Origin of the sequence: Chryseobacterium sp. Chry.R1 (assembly GCF_039645525.1) — a bacterium.
Lineage (GTDB): Bacteria > Bacteroidota > Bacteroidia > Flavobacteriales > Weeksellaceae > Chryseobacterium > Chryseobacterium proteolyticum.
Genome location: NZ_CP151793.1, coordinates 1,353,470 through 1,371,537, shown reverse-complemented (window position 1 = coordinate 1,371,537; position 18,068 = coordinate 1,353,470). Strand labels below are relative to the sequence as shown.

Below are 18,068 nucleotides of genomic sequence, written 5' to 3'. Positions count from 1 at the left end.
TTTATCTTTGATTTTTACTATTCCAAGATTTTTTGAAAAGTTGAGTAGAAAATCAACAGTTTGTTTTTTTGGTTTCAAAGTTTTCACTTTTAAGGAATCATTTTTTTTCATAGGCGAAACATGTTTATCCTTAAAACGGGAATTTTTTATAATTATTATCTGGTAAGGATAATATTATTCTCTTCCATGATTTTTCTCAGGTTGATCAGCGCATACCTTACACGTCCCAATGTAGTGTTAATGCTCATATCCGTGTGATCTGCAATCTCTTTAAAGCTCAACCCATCAAAAAATCTTAACTTAATAACCTCTTGCTGATTCTGAGGCAGGTATTGCAGCATTCGCAATAAATCTTCCTGAATCTGATTAGTCACTAATTGATCTTCAATATTTTCTGAAGGCTCTCTGATTAAATCGAAAATAGAATATTCGTCAGTTTCAAAAGTTGTTTCCGAAACCTTGATATTTTTCGATTTCAATCTGAAATGGTCAATAATAAGATTATAGGCAATTCTTTTAGCCCAAAGAATAAATTTTCCTTCTTCGTTATAACGTCCTTCTTTCAACATCACGATGATTTTCATGAATGTATCCTGGAAAACATCATTAGCTAGGTCTTCATCATTAATTTTGTAAAAAATGAATGTAAACAATTCTCTCTGATGACGATGAATAAGAGTTGATAAAGCTCCTTCGTCTCCTTTTTGGTAAAGGGAAATTAATACGCAATCCGATTTTGATTTCATGACTTTCTTCTCAATATAATATATATTTGCCGACAGTTTTTCTTCCAGATATTTTATCTGGTTTTAGCTGTAAATACAAAACAGTTTTTCAGAGTAAAGTCCAATCAATAAGCAGTTCGTTTATTTATGGATGTAAATATAATAAAATTTTAATAACTGTTAACCTATTATTAATATTTAGAAAAAATTTTTAAAAAAAATCACTTAAACATATCATGAATGAAGACAGTTGGGATATTTAATGTAAAATTTACATTCACTCCTTTTAGCTGTTTTCCGTTCAATTCAGCGTCTCCAAAGGGAAAAGCATACCCTGCAGTTAAATCCAGCAGCCCGAATAAAGTAACCCCTACTTTGGGTGCAATATATTTATTGGTCCCTTCAACTCCTGCTAAAAAATAATAAGAGTGATAAAAATCTACATTTTTTTCAAAATTAAGCAAGACATCTGCCTGAATTTTGGGCATGATGGCAAATTTAGAATTAGTGGAACCCATTAATGCGGAAGCTCCTAATCTGTAAATAACATCGTCATTCTTAAGGAAAAGTAATTTTCCACCCAATTCTCCGAAGCTTTGGTTTTGATATGTATATCCAACACTAATCATTTTGTGCATGGTATATTGTGCACTTGCGTAGGTGGATAAAAAAAATACGGATACAACCGTTATTACCCATCGGAAATTCATCATCTTTTTATTTATTTAAGGTGTAAAATTAAAAAAAACTGCCTTATCTTGTTAAAGATAAAGCAGTATAAATATCTTAAAGAAAAAATTAAATACCAAATGCTGTTTTAATCTCTTCTACTTTGTCTAATTTCTCCCAGGTGAAGAATTCCAGGTCTTTAAGCGTAAGCTCATTTTTATGACCTTTATTAAACGTTTTATCAGCAATGTAGTGTTCTTTACCCATATGCCCGTAAGAAGCTGTTTCCTGATAAATAGGGTTTCTTAATTTCAGATTTTCTTCAATTGCGTAAGGTCTCAGATCGAAAATTGCAGAAACTTTCTTCGCAATTTCCCCATCATGAAGATCTACTTTTGAAGTCCCATATGTGTTGATATACAGACCACAAGGCTCAGCAACACCAATTGCATAAGAAACCTGCACCAATACTTCATCTGCAACACCTGCAGCTACAAGGTTTTTAGCAATATGCCTTGTTGCGTAAGCAGCACTTCTGTCTACTTTTGAAGGGTCTTTTCCGGAAAATGCCCCACCTCCGTGAGCTCCTTTTCCACCGTATGTATCCACAATGATCTTTCTACCTGTAAGACCGGTATCACCATGAGGACCACCGATTACAAATTTCCCGGTAGGATTGATGTGATATTTGATCTGATCGTTGAATAAAGCTTTGATTTCCTCCGGCTGTTGAGCCACTACTCTTGGGATCAGGATATTTTTGATATCCTCACGGATCTTGTTCAACATTTCTTCTTCGGATCCGAAGTCATCATGTTGAGTAGATACTACGATAGAATCAATTCTTACCGGTTTATGATCGTCAGAATATTCAATAGTCACCTGGCTTTTCGCATCAGGACGTAAATAAGTAATTTCTTTATTTTCTCTTCTTACTGCAGAAAGCTCTTTTAGAATAGTATGTGCAAGGTCAAGCGCCAAAGGCATATAATTAGCGGTCTCATTAGTAGCATAACCAAACATCATTCCCTGGTCTCCTGCACCTTGTGCATTAGCCTTGCTTTCAAAAGTCTCATCTGCTACTTTTCTATCAACCCCCTGATTGATATCCGGTGATTGCTCATGGATCGCAGAGATTACCCCGCAAGAGTCTCCATTGAACATATACTCTCCTTTTGTATAACCTATTCCATTGATTACCTCTCTGGCAATGGTCTGAACATCAAGATAAGCATCCGACTTAACCTCTCCTGCCAATACTACCTGTCCGGTAGTAACAAGTGTTTCACACGCTACTTTTGAGGATTTATCGTATGCTAGAAAATGATCAATCAAAGCGTCAGAAATCTGATCCGCAATTTTATCAGGATGCCCTTCTGAAACGGATTCAGATGTAAATAAATAAGACATATTATTCTTTGTTTTATTAGATTAAAAATATGAGGAATAACGTGAATAATTGCATGGAAAGCTCAAAAAGAATACTGTTTTAGCTTTTTTTTATAGAGGTTGCAATCAGGTCAAATTTTTCCTCGTTTGTAAACAGGGGCAAAGTTAAGGACTATTTTTCAATAGCCAAAACTTTTAAGAAATAATTATAAATTTCTTGAAACAAGCGATTTATCCCGATTGAGTATAAAAAACTATTGTGGTTTTATGCTTACGAAATCTTTTGGACTTTCATTATAATTAAGTCTTTCTTTTAAAGAAGACTGGATTGAAGAAGACAATTCGTCAATAATCTTTTGTTTGAAAGTCGGTTTGTAATAAATGATGCTTATTTCCCTGTAAGGGAAAGGCTTCTTAAATCTGAAAACTTTACCTTTCTGCTCTTCAGAAAGCTGGCTTAAAGCCAATTCCGGCAGAATACTTATTCCTCCTACCTTATCAACCATATGAACCAGCGTCTGGATGTTGGAAGCAAGGAAGTCAAGATTTTTTGGCTTGAGTGTATTTTCTTTCAGATGACAAATGTTTTCAAACTGATTTCTCAAACAGTTCCCTTCTTCCAGAAGCCATACTTTTTCAACATTAAGCTCCTCAGGAATAATATAGGAATTCTTTTTATTAGCTTGTGTATCGGAACTGTAGATCATCAGCTCTTCATTGAACAGAAAATCCTGATAGAATTCATCCGCCGTATCATACGGAGTCGAAATAATTCCAGCATCCAGTTCCCCAGCCTTTAAAGCTTTGATAATACTGTCTGTTGTCATTTCCTTCACGTTCATCTGAATTTTCGGATTCTCATCAAGGAATTTGAAAATTTCTGTAGGTAAAATGAAGGAAGATACTGTAGGAATAATTCCCAGGTTAATTGTTCCTCCTAAAATGTTATTAAGCAGGTTTGCTTTATTTCTCAGCTCATTGACAGATTCTATAATCACCTTCGCCTGATCAATGATCTGAAGCCCTACATCTGTGGTACGGATCGGGTGCGTAGTCCTGTCGAACACCTTTACATCCAGTTCATCCTCAAATTTCTGTATCATCGCACTTAGTGTAGGTTGCGTAATGAAGCATGCTTGAGCTGCTTTCCCAAAATGTTTGTACTTATCTACAGCGATAAGATACTCCAATTGCTGAATGTTCATCTGATTAATATTATCTATTACAAAGATATGATGTTTTTGCTATAAGCAATTAAAAATTCAAGTAAATTTGATAATTCTTACATCCAAAAACACAACAAATAAATCAAATCTTAACTATATGGATTCTAAAAAATTAACATTAAGCAGCGGTGCTCCGTACTTTGAGCATCAGGATTCTCAGACGGTAGGTCCCAGAGGTCCTGTTCTATTGCAGGACTTTATTCTTCAGGAAAACCTTGCCCATTTCGTAAGAGAAAGAATTCCCGAAAGAATTGTTCATGCAAAAGGAAGCGGCGCTTATGGAACATTTACCGTAACACACGATATTAGTAAATATACCAAAGCAAAATTATTTTCGAAGGTGGGAAACTCCTGCAGAATGTTTGCAAGGTTTTCTACCGTAGGTGGTGAGAAAGGAAGCGCGGATACCGCAAGAGACCCGAGAGGTTTTGCATTAAAATTTTATACTGAAGACGGAAACTGGGATCTTGTAGGTAATAATACTCCTGTGTTTTTTATTAAAGATGCCAAAAAATTCCCTGATTTTATTCATACTCAAAAAAGAGTGCCGAAAACAAATTTAAAGAGTGCCACAATGATGTGGGATTTCTGGAGCCTGAATCCTGAATCACTTCATCAGGTTCTGATCTTAATGTCCGACAGGGGTACGCCTCATGGTTACAGGCATATGCACGGTTTCGGATCCCATACCTTCTCTATGATCAATGCAAGCAATGAAAGAGTTTGGGTAAAATTCCATTTCAAAACAAAACAGGGAATTAAAAACTTCAACAATGAGGAAGCCGTAAAGATGGCTGGTGAAAACCCTGACTTTGCGCAGGAGGATCTTTGCAATGCTATAGAAAATGGAGATTTCCCGAAATGGACCTTATACATTCAGGTAATGACTGAAGAGCAGGCAAAAGATTTCAGATGGAATCCTTTTGATGTAACCAAGGTTTGGTTCCAGAATGACTTCCCTCTAATTGAGGTTGGAGAAATGGAACTGAATGAAGTACCTGTTAATTATTTTGCACACGTAGAACAATCCACATTTTCCCCTAGCAATCTGATCAATGGAATTAGTTTTTCTCCGGATAAAATGCTTCAGGGAAGATTATTCTCATATCCCGATGCTCACAGATACAGAGTAGGAGTAAATGCCCACCAGCTGGAAGTGAACCGTTGCCCTTTTGCTACCAACAATTACCAGAGAGATGGTTTTATGGCTGACTCTAGTGAATATGCTGATAAGCCTAACTACCATCCTAACAGCTTTGATGACATCAAGCCGGATCCTTCTTATAAAGGTTATGATTATGAACTTGATAGCGCTCATGTAGCTTTCTACAACAGAAATGAAAATGATGATGATCATTATACACAACCCGGGCTTCTTTATACAAAGGCAATGAATACTGAAGACCGGGAACGCCTTGTCCATAATATTGTAGGAAGCATGAAGGGGATTGACGGACCAAAGAGAGATGAAATCATAAATCGTCAGCTGTGTCATTTTTTCAGAGCGAATATTGAACTTGGCATGAAAGTAGCATCACAGCTAAATATCAATATCGATAGCAATATGATGAATCACATCAAATAAGCAAACAAAATAATATTTCAACAAAAAAGGAAAAAATATCAACTTTTTTTCCTTTTTTTTGTAAAAAAATGATAATTTGCAAGGGTTAGTATTTAAAGTGGAAAAATGAGTTACGAAAATATATTATTAAAAAAAGAAGATAAATTAGCTATTATTACAATTAACAGACCTGAAAGTCTCAATGCACTAAACGCTAAAACCATCCAGGAAATAAGTTCAGCTTTAGACGACCTGGATTTGGACAAGTCTTGCAGGGTGATTATTCTTACAGGAAGTGGTGAGAAATCTTTCGTTGCAGGAGCAGACATCAAAGAATTCAGTGATTTCGGACAGGAAAAGGCTGAAGAATTGGCAAAAAACGGTCAAAATTCTCTTTTTAATAAAATAGAAAATCTCTCTAAACCAGTCATTGCAGCAGTCAATGGCTTTGCTTTAGGTGGAGGTTTAGAGCTTGCTATGGCATGCCATATCAGATATGCTTCGGAAAATGCTAAATTGGGACTTCCGGAAGTGACCTTAGGATTGATTCCTGGTTACGGAGGAACGCAAAGACTTCCAAAGCTTGTCGGAAAAGGTATTGCCAACGAAATGATCTTCTCAGCCAAAATGATTCCCGCTCAAAGAGCCAAAGAAATCGGATTGGTGAACGAAGTATATCCTATTGAAGACTTATTAACTAAAACAAAGGAACTAGCAAACGTTATTGCCTTCAATTCACCTATGGCAATTTCCAAGGCTATTCATGCAGTGAATTTATCGGATACGGATAAAGGCTTTGAGACTGAGATTAAGTATTTTGGCGAGCTTTTTGAACTAGCTGATAAACAAGAGGGAGTAAGTGCTTTTCTGGAAAAAAGAAAGCCTAACTTCTAAGATTATTTTTACAAATTATTTCGAAAAAAACAATGCTGCGGTATGAATAAGTTTGATAAAGCTTATCTAAAAATGGCTCAGGAATGGGCAAAACTTTCCTACTGTAAAAGAAAACAAGTAGGAGCTCTTATCGTAAAAGATAGGATGATTATTTCAGATGGTTATAACGGAACTCCTTCGGGATTCGAGAATTGTTGTGAAGATGCAGAGGGAAAAACACATTGGTATGTATTGCATGCAGAAGCAAATGCTATATTAAAATTAGCTGCTTCTACCCAATCTGCAAAAGGAGCAACGCTGTATTTAACGCTTTCTCCATGTAAAGAGTGCAGCAAGCTAATTTTACAGGCTGGGATTACAAGACTGGTATATATCAATGAGTATTCGGACGACGATGGGATATCATTCCTTAAAAACCATAATATTGAAATAGAACAAATTTCTGATTGTGAACTAAAAAAATAACACAAATGACTTGGGATGAAAAAATTAAAGATTTTGAAATCTTTCTTCGTTTCGAAAGAAATTTTTCAGAAAACACTCTAGACGCTTATGTTAGAGACATTAAAAAATTAAAGGAGTACGCTGAGGAAGACCTCGACAACATCGGACCGGATGTGATCGGATACGATAATCTACAGGAGTATATCTTCAATCTTTCCAAACAAAAATTCAGTGAGCGGTCGCAGGCCAGATGGATATCTTCTATCAAGGCTTTTTTCAAGTTCCTTCTGGAGGATGAAGCCCGTGAGGATAATCCGGCAGCATTGCTTGAAGGCCCTAAATTGGGATTATACCTTCCCGATACACTAAGCCTTATGGATATCAACAAGATTATCGGAGCCATTGAAGTGAACTCGGATCTGGGAAGAAGAAATCAGTGTATTGTAGAAGTACTTTATGGTTGTGGACTTCGGGTATCAGAACTTATTGATCTGAAAATTTCAAACATTAATTTTAAAGAAAATTACATTAAGGTGAACGGGAAGGGAAATAAAACCCGTTTCGTTCCTTTGGCTGATTACACTGCTGAATTATTGAACAGTTACATCAAAGAGGTGCGTTCTAAAAACAAGATCAACAAGAAATATGAAGATTCATTATTCCTGAACAGCAGAGGAACTTCTATGTCCAGAGTGATTGTATTTCTTATTATTAAAGAACTCACGGATAAAGCCGGTGTAAGTAAAAAAATATCCCCACATACCTTCAGACATTCATTTGCTACACATTTACTACAAAACGGAGCTGACTTAAGATATATTCAGGAAATGCTTGGTCATTCAAGCATTACGACAACTGAAATTTATACTCACTTAAAAACCGAAGAACTACGGGATGTCATTTTAAATTACCATCCCCGAAATATTAATATTGCTTAATGAAATTATTGAAATATTGTCCAAACTGTGGCAAAGAATCTCTACACTGGGATGGCGAAAAAAAATGGAGCTGCCCTCTATGCAATTTCACTTTATATAACAATGTAGCAGGAGCTGTGGCCGTTGTTATAAGATATGGTGATGAAATTTACCTGACAAGAAGAAACCGGGATCCTAAAAAAGGAAAGCTGGACCTAGCAGGTGGTTTTGTTGACCCGAAAGAAAGTGCAGAAGAAACCTGTAAAAGAGAACTTTTTGAAGAGCTACAGCTGAATATCGATATTTCAAATTTAAAATACCTTACCAGCCTACCTAATATCTATCAATATAAAGAGATCGACTACAATACGATCGATTTGTTTTATGAATACCGCGTGGATAAAAAATTCGAAGTTAACATTGAATTATCCGAAATATCGGAAGCACAGTGGATTCCACTAAAAGATATTAAACTGGAGGATATTGCTTTTGATTCTCAGAAAATATTTTTTGAGCAATACTTAAACAATCTATAATTACACAATTTAAAATATTGATAGCAGGGCCTAAGCTCTGCTATTATTATTTTTTACGACGCTACAAATCAGCGTATCAGTAAGTTTTGGATTTTAGCATTTCCTCGAAATAATTGATCAGCAGTTTTCGTTCTGCTTCAGATAAATTAGCCTCATTATGATACACAATATATCCGGGCATCGGCATTGTCCTGCTTTGAAGTGTTGGAATAATACTGTTAAGCATACTTATCTTCAAATCTGAATTGTAAGTTTGCCAGATCGAAAAGTTCAGATGCTGTCTTCCATCATTAACATGGCTTTTTATAGACCACGATATAGGCGCTATATAAGAATACTTAGGGTATACCGTTTCGTTGGAATGACAGTCATAGCAAGCCCCTTTTATAAGTTTAGTGATTTTTTCGGGTGTTTGTTTTGCATCTACAAAATTTACCTTATGATCAACGGGCATATTGGTCCTGTCTATAGGGATAAACTGAATGAGTGCAAAGACAACCAGGCTCCAGAATACAATCTTCTTTATCGTTTTCATACGTTCTCTATCTCACAGGTTGCAATACGGAATTACCGGACTTAAGTGCAGGATTATCCTTTTCAACAGGCTTTTCAACAACCGGTTTAGGAATATTTAATCCTTTTGTATCCAGCACTCTTGTATCCTTTAAATCCCAATCTTCATTGCTGTCCCATAAAGGTCTTACAACAACAGCTTTATAGAAAATATAAGAGTCTTCCGCAAACACGTCGTTTTGAAAGTCTGCTTCATCCCAATATTTATTATCATTGTTGTCAACCAGAATCCTCACAACATAATCTCCGGGTTTCAGAATATCGAATTTAACAGCGTCCCCCTTTGTATATTTTTGGTAAACCACTTTTTCAGATGTATCCAATAACTGAAGCCAATAATTCGAAGCGGGGGCATTTTGGAGCTTGAATGCAAGACTGCCGTAGTTTTCTACCTTGTCTGCTTCAAAGTCAAACCGCTTTGATGTTGGGTTTTTATCATAGAATGACAGAACAGTTGTTTTAGGAACAACCAGCTGATATTTTTTTCCCGGAACAAAATCGGATTGAATCAGGATCTGATATGGATTGGTTTCGGAAATTTTTGCCGTGAAGTTCTGAGTCGTTAAACTATCACTTTTCAATATCCATTTATCCGTATTTATTTTATCAATGATGTAATTGGAAGTAATCCTGAAATCTGTTTTAGGAGGTAAAAGAGATCCGTCATTGTTGTCAAGGGTCATTCCGTTTTTCGCATTGTATTTATAAAAGACAGAAACCGTATCCTTTTTATTATCAGCATCATAACTAAACTTCAAATTTTCAGTAGTCGTCTGTCCTACATTGCTTTTCACCGCATCAAACCATATCTTTACAGAATCCGATTTAGGTCTGTGGGTTACTTTTATATCCTGAAGCTTATCGTTAATAGAAAGAACCTTTACATTATCCGGCTTTCCTTCAAACGTCATCGTGATACCTCCCGGTGTTTCCTTCATCTCTACATACTTCAATGGTTTTCTCGATGGATATACCTTTAAGTTCAATCCCGAAATGGATTTTTCAAAGTCGATAGGCTCTTTCTGGAATCCTACTTTTTCTTTTCCGGGATCATACATGGAATTACCATTTTCATCTTCAAAGGCAATGATCTTGTATTTCCCCGGCGACAAATAATTAAGCTCATAATAGCCATCGTCATCTACCTTTGTGATATAGTAAGGTTTTTGTTTATAATTCATGGTATCCTGAACCTTGTACAAACCTACAACCATTTTATTTTCTGTGCTTGTTTCCTTTTTAAAGGATATTGCATCTCTTACATCACCGCTGATATAAAGATCATCAAGTTTTTCACCCGTAGAAAAAGCAAAGTTGAAATAACGCAGTGTGTTAGACTCATTATTATCTACTATAGAATTTCCAAAATTAAAATTATAAGTGGTATTGGCCTGTAAGGTATCTTCCCACTGGATCAAAAGATATTTATTGGCAATATTCGAAGGTAAGATCCGCTTGATTTTTTTAATAGGCGGAGAGATGATTAAATTTTTGTTGATATCTTTTAGCGTCACATATTCATCAAAATCGATACGAAGTTCTTTAATATCTCTTCTAACATTTACTCTGGTTGTATCTATATTTGAGCTTAAAAACTTTGGAGCCAGCGTATCTTTAGGACCTCCTACCGGAGAACCTACTCTTGCACAGGACTGTACAAGAAAACCAATAATGAATAGTAAAAAAAGTCTTTTCATGAATATGTTTAAGCAAAAGTAAACATTATTCTCCAAAAACTTCATGTCCATTTTTTAAAGAATCCTGATTATCATTCATGACACTATGCAGCTTATCTTTTTGCACAGGAAAATCTTCAAATAATCCTGATAATGCCAATGCTGTATACACCCTGTTGGAATATTTGTTTCCAATGGCAACAATGGTCACCTTTGAATTTAACAAATGGGCAAAAACAGAATTCGTTCCATGCCACCATCCGTTGTGATAGGTAAGCTTCTCTCCGTTATCAAAAATCTTCATCCGAAAACCTAATCCATAGTTATTCATTCCGGCTTTTTCATTACTGTAAGGTGTAAAAACCATCTGCATAAGTTCCGGCTTTAAGAAATCCTTAGAAAACATTGCTTTTGAAAAATTAAAAAGATCCCTTGGAGTAGTATATACATTCTTGTCTCCGTAAATAAGGTCAAGTCTGTCCAAAGGATATAACTTACCTCGTCCGTAATAAAAGGACTGTGCAGCGGTAGGTATATCTTTTTCCTGAAAAATATAGGTATTCTTCATTTTAAGAGGATCAAATACCATTTCCTTCATCGCCTGAGGAAACGGGGTTTTTGTAATCTTCTCAATCAGCAATGCCAATAAAGCAAAATTTGTATTGCAATACATAAAACCGGTATCCGTATCCCTTGCCAGGTCAGGTTTATATTTGATAATCATATTCAATACATCCTGATTGGTAATAAATGTTTTTGAAAGCTCAACAGGAGCCGGTTGAATTTTAGTAATAAAATATTCGTATTTAGGCAGGCCGCTTCTCTGCGATAACAAGTTCTGAACGGTTACATTGGGATAAGGAAACCCCGGAAAATATTGTGTTAAATGATCAGACAATTTTATTTTTCCTGCCTCAATTAACTTCATCATCGCCATCGCCGTCATCGTCTTTGAAACGGAAGCAACATGAAGAGGGGTATTTTTATCAATAGGCATTTGATCTCCTTCTCTTCCAAAACCTCTGTAGTTTTCGTACAGAATGTCATCTCCTTTAGCGACAAGTATTCCACCACTCAAGTCACCGGCATCCCATACTTTTTTGTAATACTGATCAATATATTGTACCAGAGAAGCTTTATCCGGCAGTTGATCATCTGCTTTTGTAAAAACCTTGCTCAGGTCCACATTTCCGTAGTTGGGTAGGTTAGTAGTATTTTCTGCTACAGCCTCTTTAGTTTCGGATTTATTCTTACAGGAAAACAAAAATGCAAAAACAGCTAAAAAAAGGACAAAATTATGCTTCTTCATGAGTATCAAAAATGAGCGGCAATTTAATAAAACTCAAAATAAATATTGAAAAGAGTGCACAAATTATGAATTATTTAACACAAAAGAGGAAGAATGGCGGAAAGGCTAAAATGTAAAATCGCCAGTTTGCTAATTTGTAGAAATGTTTGCATTACAGCATACCTTTGGAAATTGCATCCTACAGCAAATAACCAATCTCAGAAGTGATTTAGCTATTCAGCTATTTCTACATTAACCCGCAAACGACCCTACAATCTTATCCACAATAACCTGGGCCAATTTTTCTTTGCTTTGATGAGTCCATCCCGCTATATGTGGTGTTACAATTACTTTTTCTGATTCCAGCAGATATTGCAGGTCTTGATTTTCCCCAGCCTCTAAGTTTTCAAAAGAAGATTTCTCATACTCTAGTACGTCAAGACATGCCCCTTTTACTTTCCCAGCTCTTAAAGCCTCAACTAAACTTTTCGTTTCAATATTTTTCCCTCTTGCCGTATTTACAAAATAGAAATCATTTTTCATATCGGAAATGAACGGTCCATCGATCAGATAATAAGATTCGTCGGTCAAAGGAATATGTAAGCTTAAAACTTCAGCCCTTTCCTTCAGGTCTTTTAAAGAAACCTGTGTAGCGTATTCATCAGAAAGACCGGGTAAAATATCATGGAAAATTACAGTACAGCCAAAACCGGAAAGTCTTTTCGCAGTCGCCTTGCCCATATTTCCATAACCAATCAGCCCAACAGTTTTCCCTAGCAATTCATCACCTCTGTTTTCTTCGCGCAGCCAAATTCCATTTTTCACTTCCTGGGAAGCTATAAACAGGCGATTCATAAGAATCAGTAACATTCCTACAACATGCTCTGCCACGGAATCCCTGTTTCCTTCCGGAGAGTTAATCAGCTGAATTCCCAACTTTTCAGCGGCGGGAATATCAATATTCTCCATTCCTGCTCCTACTCTTGCAATGAACTTCAGCTTTTTCCCTTTTTCAAGGAAGTGCTTATCCAAAGGAATCCTGCTTCTTATAATCACACCGTCATAATGATGAATTTTTTTACAAACCTCATCATAAGAAGACGTAAAGTCTTCTTCCAGGATAAAATTTTTTGCGAGAAGCTGTTCCGTGATAAGGGGATGATTTTTATCTAAAAGAAGGATTTTCATAATATTTAAACACTGATGACACAAATTTTATTAACCAATAACACCAATTAGAATCACTGTGTATGCAATTCCGGATATTTCATTCTCAGAAATACCTGCTTTCATAATTTTTGATCATATGTTGGCAAAAATCATTGGTGAAGTTTGTACCAACCACTTGTTTACTCGTATTTATTTCGGTTCCTGGAAAAGCTTTTTAAGCTCCACCGATTCCAGAGGTTTCATTCTACCGGAAAGAATCAATGAAAGTTCTTTTCTACGAAAAGCAGCAGCAAACCTTTCTTTTTCTTCTTCTGTTTCAGGAACCATTTCAGGAATAGGAATCGGACGATTAAATTCGTCCACTGCAACAAACGTATAAATACCTGCATTGGTATGCATTTTCTTTTGATTGATGGGATCATCCAACCAAACATCAACATACACCTCCATGGAAGTAGAAAATGCCCTTGAAACTTTTGATTCCAGAACAACGACTCCACCTTCAGGAATAGGATGATTGAAAGAAACATGGTTTACGGATGCTGTCACTACTCTTCTTTCACAATGTCTTGCAGCCGAAATTGAGGCACAACGATCCATTTTTGCCAAAAGCTCTCCACCAAAAAGGTTTCTTAAAGAATTTGTTTCATTGGGAAGAACAATATTAGTCATAATCGTCAGGGATTCCGACGCTTTTTTTATTTTTTTTGCCATGTTGCCTTAGTGTTGTTTTGAGTGTTTTTAAGGTTTGCTCCTTTTTCAATCTGCTTTGGTAAAGAATCTTTTTTCAGGGAATCTAAAGTTTTCATCTGAACAGAATCTTTTTTAATCTTTACCGTATCTTTTACTATTCTTCTTGTTTTTGTCTGTACAGAAACACTATCGAATGATTTTTTCCCAAACAATAGTTCCTGCTGTGAGAATGCTACATACAAAATTCCTAAAACAGGAATAATGAACAGAAAGATCCAAAGAATGGATTTATTAAATTTATAATCGCTCTCTTTATTTTCTGAAACCAAAGGCTTCTGTGCACTATTAATATCCGAAAGCCTGATCTCTTCCAGGCCATAATATTCAGGATGGTTGGATTCCAATCTTTTTCCTTTGAAGTGGGTTTCTCCATCTTCAATAAAAATTGTTCCCAGATTCTGAATTTCCAAAATCTGATCCGCCTGGAGTTTTTTCTTCCAGAAATCAGTCTGAATTTGCAATTCATTCTGTGCAGACTCAATTGAAATTTGTTTTTGACTACTTATAAAGGATACCAGTTCTTCTGATTCCACCTCATAATCCGATGCAAAGGCTATCTGACTGGATGGAGGAAGTATACTTCCGTTTTCAGAATTAATAATCGCTTTTGAGTTCTCCAGAGAAAACACGCCAAACGCTGGAACTGTAACAGAACCAAATTGTTTCAGATATTCTAGAATGTAAGCTGAAATATTCATCTGGCAGCAAATTTATAACTTTTTCAGGACTTTTTATGACATTTATTTGGATAAAAAAAGACTGCCTGAGCAGCCTTATCATGTATAATTTCCAAGTTTAGATATCTTTTTTGCATATTTCAAAAAAAACAGCAACTATTTTTACATTATTCTTATTGTATTTTCCAACTTATTCCAAACATAAAATTAATTCCCGCTTGTGAAAAATAATACGGCTCACCGCCATACACAGCACCGTTATTGACATATTTTTTATTGAAAATATTATTAACCAAAAGCTTTAAAGCAATATCATTGTTGGCAATCCTGAGCTGATATTGTGCATTAAAATCGGTAAGAAAGTAATCCTTAAGCTGTAAATTCGGATCTTCAGTGTTATCAAGATATTGTTTTCCGACATATTGATTCATCAATGAAAACTGGAAATTTTTATCAGGATTAAATTTTAATCCCAGATTAGCAACAACATCTGGAGAGAACGAGATCTGTGTATTTCCCAATTCTTTAACAACCGCTTTATTTTCTATTTTAAAGTCCTGGTTCCTGTTTTGACTTAAACTAACATTCCCTGAAATCTCCCATTGCTTTGAAAATTTTGCGACTGCCCCTATCTCAATACCTCTCCTATAGCTTTCACCCGAATTTGTACGGATAAAAGCTCCAACATTATTCAGTTCTCCGTTAAGCACCAGCTGATTTACATAATACATATAATACAAATTAGCCGTCAATGAAATAATACCAAGCTGTTTTTCAAACCCTGCTTCAAAATCATGAAGCTTTTCAGCTTTCACTTCATTATTGGCAATAAGATCGTCCCGGTTCGGTTCCCGTTGAGCATGTGCATAGGATAAAAATATTTTACCATTGCCTATTCTGTAGTTTATCCCTGCTTTCGGATTGAAGAACAACCAGTTTTTCTTGATATTAGCACCTTCATCATCACCTTCCAATAAAATCTTTGTATCGTAATCAATATTTCTAAGCTGCAAATCTCCAAAGAACTCAAAATCATTGACCCTAAACAAAGCTTTTGCAAATCCTGCCACCTCATTTTTTACCGAACGCCCTCTGTAATACTCATGCTCATCAATAGGAAAGAACACACCCGTCACATTCCCATAATGTCTTCCATAGTACTGATTTGCCACGGCACCGAAATTAAGATCCAGGTTTTCGTATTTTCCGTAAAGGGTTGAAACAATTCCGTAAAAATCATTGTTCAGCCATTTCTTTCTGATAAAATCTGATGTTTCTATGGTCTGCCCTCCTTCTATGATATTGGGTAAATTATACCTTGAAAACGGATCTCCCTGCTTATAATTTTCATAATACCCTTTTCCTTTGGTATAATGCAAAGTTGTCTCTAAATTCCAATGATCATTAACCCCCTGTTCCCATAATAACTGATAATGATTTTGCCTGTAGTTATCAGTTTCATTATTGTAAAAACCTGTGATATTCCCATCAGCGCCATAAATTGCACCTGAATAATTAAACTTCGGATCTGTCTCCCATGTTTTCCTGTCTATCCCGTTCCAGGCCTGATATGTTTTCTCCTTCCCTCCAAAAGCCATCAGACGAACCCTTGTTTTTCCTTCTTCAAATAAGGCAGTGAAATTATAAGAATCTAATCTTGATGAAGCCCTGTCAATATATCCGTCAGAACTGATGTGGGTATACCTACCCATTAATGACAGACGATTATTCCAAAACTTTCCGGAACCTACCTCAGCAGAATATTTATAGGTATTAAAAGACCCGTAACTGTCATCTGTTTTTACATAAAACTTATCTTCCGGATCTTTGGATATAACATTGATACTCGCACCGAAAGCCGAAACCCCATTATTGGAAGTTCCTACTCCTCTCTGAATCACAATCTGTGATGCCGAGCTTGTCAAATCCGGGACATTCACAAAAAAAGTACCCTGGCTCTCCGAATCGTTAAACGGAACTCCATTCATCATAACATTTATTCCCCTTCCTGCAACTCCACGAATTCTAAAACCAGTATATCCCACCCCGTTTCCGGCATCTGAAGTGGAAATTACAGAAGTCTGATTTTTTAAAAGTATGGGAAGATCCTGTCCGAGGTTCCTGCTGTCCAGGTCTCTTTGTACATTAATGATCTCCTTTGCAACGGGAAGTCTCCTGGTAAAATTAACCGCTTCAATTTCCTTGATTTTTAAGGAATCTGTATTTTGGGTTTGGGAAAAAGCCATTGAACTGGCAGTAAGTCCTAAAAAAAATAATCCTTTCATTCTATAAATTTTAAAATTTAATGAATAAAAGGGGATCAATAAGATATTATACAATTCCGGCAAAAGCCAGAGCGTCCCTAAACAGCATTACCTGTTCCAGGTTCAGTGGGTATAATCTCAGCCTGTAAAAGCACCCCTTTATTTCAGCCGCGAAATTACAAAAAATATATGAGATTGGGAGGCATGTGGATACCTGGGGCTCACATTTCTTAGTACGCTTTATTCTTCGAATCTATATAATAATAGTTTGTTCCGTCTTTTGTTACTTCAAACATCTTTCCCAATTTCCAACTGAAATTTCTTTTAATATTGGAATACTCGAAAGGGATCACAATTTTATTATGAACATCAATTACTCCAAAGCGGTCATTATGAGAAGCGACGATCATAGGATCAGAAACATCATCTCCTTCCATGATATGCAGGTATTCATATTGAGGATAGATCTGATATTCTCTGTAATCAGCAGCATTCATAAATTTTGAAGGTTCAATAATTCCGTAAAAGCCATTTAAAATATAGGCTTGATATTGTTGCTGTTTAAATTCCATCTTACATTGTCCCAGATCGGAATTTTTATACTGATATACTCTTTTTCCGGTTTGATCTATTCTATAAGAAATCAGATCTTTTTCAACTGTAGCATATTCTTTTGTTCCGAATTTTCTGACCTTTTCATTAGGGGAGTACAGTAAATTACAGTCTTCAGCAAAAAAAACAGCAATATGGTATTCAGGCTGAATAATGAATTTTCCTTTTTGGTTCACATAACCGAATTTGCCATCCTTCTTTTGTGGAATCAGAACAGGAATCTCGTCATTAATAACAACCAGATCGGGATTGATTTTTGGTTCGGATGCTTTTTTAACAACCGCTTTGGAAACTTTTTTAACCGGATATTTCTTCACAGATTTAGTCTGTGAAAAAACAAAAATCGAAATAAAAAGGGATAGCAGACCCATTACATTTTTCACTTTCATCATTTATTTTTTGCAAAAGTACAGCCAAAATAGAAAATATAAAAATCATATTTATAAAGAATCTAAATAATTTCATCCTTATAAAATATTAAAAATTCGTACTTTTGGGAGCATTTTTAAATGTTTGATAATTTTAAAACGTCTTTGGAATACAAGATTTGATATTGATATGATCAGAAAGTTTTCCAACGTTACAAAGAGAGTTTTTGCGGCAAGACAGACTACAGGTAAGCCATTTACACTTTTCGATAAGGTCCTTTATACTTAGCTTTGGCATGAAACATTATCTTTCATTTTATAAA

General features: G+C 35.7%; 18 protein-coding genes. 6 read left to right on the top strand and 12 right to left on the bottom strand.

Features of this window, described 5'->3' with window-relative positions; translation table 11 throughout:
• Nucleotides 1-155: 155 nt before the first annotated feature.
• The 4 genes from AAEU33_RS06415 to AAEU33_RS06400 form a co-directional block, all read right to left on the bottom strand.
• Nucleotides 156-746, bottom strand: a complete 591-nt coding sequence (locus AAEU33_RS06415) for a sigma-70 family RNA polymerase sigma factor (protein ID WP_089028087.1) — start codon at nucleotides 744-746, stop codon at nucleotides 156-158.
• 200 nt (nucleotides 747-946) lie between these two features.
• Nucleotides 947-1,435, bottom strand: coding sequence for a hypothetical protein (locus AAEU33_RS06410; protein WP_345992743.1), 489 nt, complete (start codon nucleotides 1,433-1,435; stop codon nucleotides 947-949).
• 88 nt (nucleotides 1,436-1,523) lie between these two features.
• Nucleotides 1,524-2,804 (bottom strand): methionine adenosyltransferase, encoded by a 1,281-nt coding sequence (metK, locus tag AAEU33_RS06405; protein WP_172281184.1) that lies wholly within the window; start codon nucleotides 2,802-2,804, stop codon nucleotides 1,524-1,526.
• A 233-nt stretch (nucleotides 2,805-3,037) separates the two neighbouring features.
• The gene (locus AAEU33_RS06400; RefSeq protein ID WP_172281186.1) at nucleotides 3,038-3,988 is read right to left on the bottom strand and encodes a LysR substrate-binding domain-containing protein; all 951 of its coding nucleotides are present in this window, start codon (nucleotides 3,986-3,988) and stop codon (nucleotides 3,038-3,040) included.
• A gap of 118 nt (nucleotides 3,989-4,106) precedes the next feature.
• Between AAEU33_RS06400 and AAEU33_RS06395 the strand changes: the two genes are divergently transcribed.
• The 5 genes from AAEU33_RS06395 (at nucleotide 4,107) to AAEU33_RS06375 (ending at nucleotide 8,364) form a co-directional block, all read left to right on the top strand.
• Nucleotides 4,107-5,594 carry a catalase gene (locus AAEU33_RS06395; RefSeq protein WP_345991508.1) on the top strand — a complete coding sequence of 496 codons (1,488 nt, stop codon included), beginning with the start codon at nucleotides 4,107-4,109 and terminating at the stop codon, nucleotides 5,592-5,594.
• 105 nt (nucleotides 5,595-5,699) lie between these two features.
• The gene (locus AAEU33_RS06390; protein ID WP_345991506.1) at nucleotides 5,700-6,467 is read left to right on the top strand and encodes an enoyl-CoA hydratase-related protein; all 768 of its coding nucleotides are present in this window, start codon (nucleotides 5,700-5,702) and stop codon (nucleotides 6,465-6,467) included.
• A 42-nt stretch (nucleotides 6,468-6,509) separates the two neighbouring features.
• Nucleotides 6,510-6,932: a dCMP deaminase family protein gene (locus AAEU33_RS06385; protein WP_172281192.1), complete on the top strand. Its 423-nt coding sequence runs from the start codon at nucleotides 6,510-6,512 to the stop codon at nucleotides 6,930-6,932.
• Nucleotides 6,933-6,937: 5 nt separating this feature from the next.
• On the top strand, nucleotides 6,938-7,849 hold the full coding sequence (xerD, locus tag AAEU33_RS06380; RefSeq protein WP_172281194.1) for a site-specific tyrosine recombinase XerD: 912 nt from the start codon (nucleotides 6,938-6,940) through the stop codon (nucleotides 7,847-7,849).
• Nucleotides 7,849-8,364 (top strand): NUDIX domain-containing protein, encoded by a 516-nt coding sequence (locus tag AAEU33_RS06375; protein WP_172281196.1) that lies wholly within the window; start codon nucleotides 7,849-7,851, stop codon nucleotides 8,362-8,364. Before xerD ends, AAEU33_RS06375 begins: the two co-directional genes overlap by 1 nt.
• A 76-nt stretch (nucleotides 8,365-8,440) precedes the next feature.
• Here AAEU33_RS06375 and AAEU33_RS06370 read toward each other — a convergent pair whose 3' ends face one another.
• The 8 genes from AAEU33_RS06370 to AAEU33_RS06335 all read right to left on the bottom strand — a co-directional run bounded on the left by AAEU33_RS06370 (nucleotide 8,441) and on the right by AAEU33_RS06335 (nucleotide 17,769).
• Nucleotides 8,441-8,899, bottom strand: coding sequence for a heme-binding domain-containing protein (locus AAEU33_RS06370; protein WP_345991503.1), 459 nt, complete (start codon nucleotides 8,897-8,899; stop codon nucleotides 8,441-8,443).
• 7 nt (nucleotides 8,900-8,906) lie between these two features.
• On the bottom strand, nucleotides 8,907-10,634 hold the full coding sequence (locus AAEU33_RS06365; protein ID WP_345991501.1) for an Ig-like domain-containing protein: 1,728 nt from the start codon (nucleotides 10,632-10,634) through the stop codon (nucleotides 8,907-8,909).
• Nucleotides 10,635-10,659: 25 nt separating this feature from the next.
• The gene (locus tag AAEU33_RS06360; protein ID WP_345991499.1) at nucleotides 10,660-11,922 is read right to left on the bottom strand and encodes a serine hydrolase domain-containing protein; all 1,263 of its coding nucleotides are present in this window, start codon (nucleotides 11,920-11,922) and stop codon (nucleotides 10,660-10,662) included.
• Nucleotides 11,923-12,153: 231 nt separating this feature from the next.
• Entirely contained in the window at nucleotides 12,154-13,089 is a 936-nt protein-coding gene (locus AAEU33_RS06355) for a 2-hydroxyacid dehydrogenase (RefSeq protein WP_345991497.1), read from the bottom strand.
• A gap of 171 nt (nucleotides 13,090-13,260) precedes the next feature.
• Nucleotides 13,261-13,785 (bottom strand): acyl-CoA thioesterase, encoded by a 525-nt coding sequence (locus tag AAEU33_RS06350; RefSeq protein ID WP_172281205.1) that lies wholly within the window; start codon nucleotides 13,783-13,785, stop codon nucleotides 13,261-13,263.
• Nucleotides 13,770-14,522 (bottom strand): hypothetical protein, encoded by a 753-nt coding sequence (locus tag AAEU33_RS06345; RefSeq protein WP_172281207.1) that lies wholly within the window; start codon nucleotides 14,520-14,522, stop codon nucleotides 13,770-13,772. Before AAEU33_RS06345 ends, AAEU33_RS06350 begins: the two co-directional genes overlap by 16 nt.
• 152 nt (nucleotides 14,523-14,674) lie before the next feature.
• Nucleotides 14,675-16,786: a TonB-dependent receptor plug domain-containing protein gene (locus AAEU33_RS06340; protein ID WP_345991492.1), complete on the bottom strand. Its 2,112-nt coding sequence runs from the start codon at nucleotides 16,784-16,786 to the stop codon at nucleotides 14,675-14,677.
• Nucleotides 16,787-16,995: 209 nt separating this feature from the next.
• Nucleotides 16,996-17,769, bottom strand: a complete 774-nt coding sequence (locus AAEU33_RS06335) for a WG repeat-containing protein (protein ID WP_345991490.1) — start codon at nucleotides 17,767-17,769, stop codon at nucleotides 16,996-16,998.
• Between the two features lie 121 nt (nucleotides 17,770-17,890).
• Between AAEU33_RS06335 and AAEU33_RS06330 the strand changes: the two genes are divergently transcribed.
• Complete coding sequence (locus AAEU33_RS06330) at nucleotides 17,891-18,034, top strand: hypothetical protein (RefSeq protein ID WP_172281212.1); 144 nt, start codon at nucleotides 17,891-17,893, stop codon at nucleotides 18,032-18,034.
• Nucleotides 18,035-18,068: the final 34 nt, after the last annotated feature.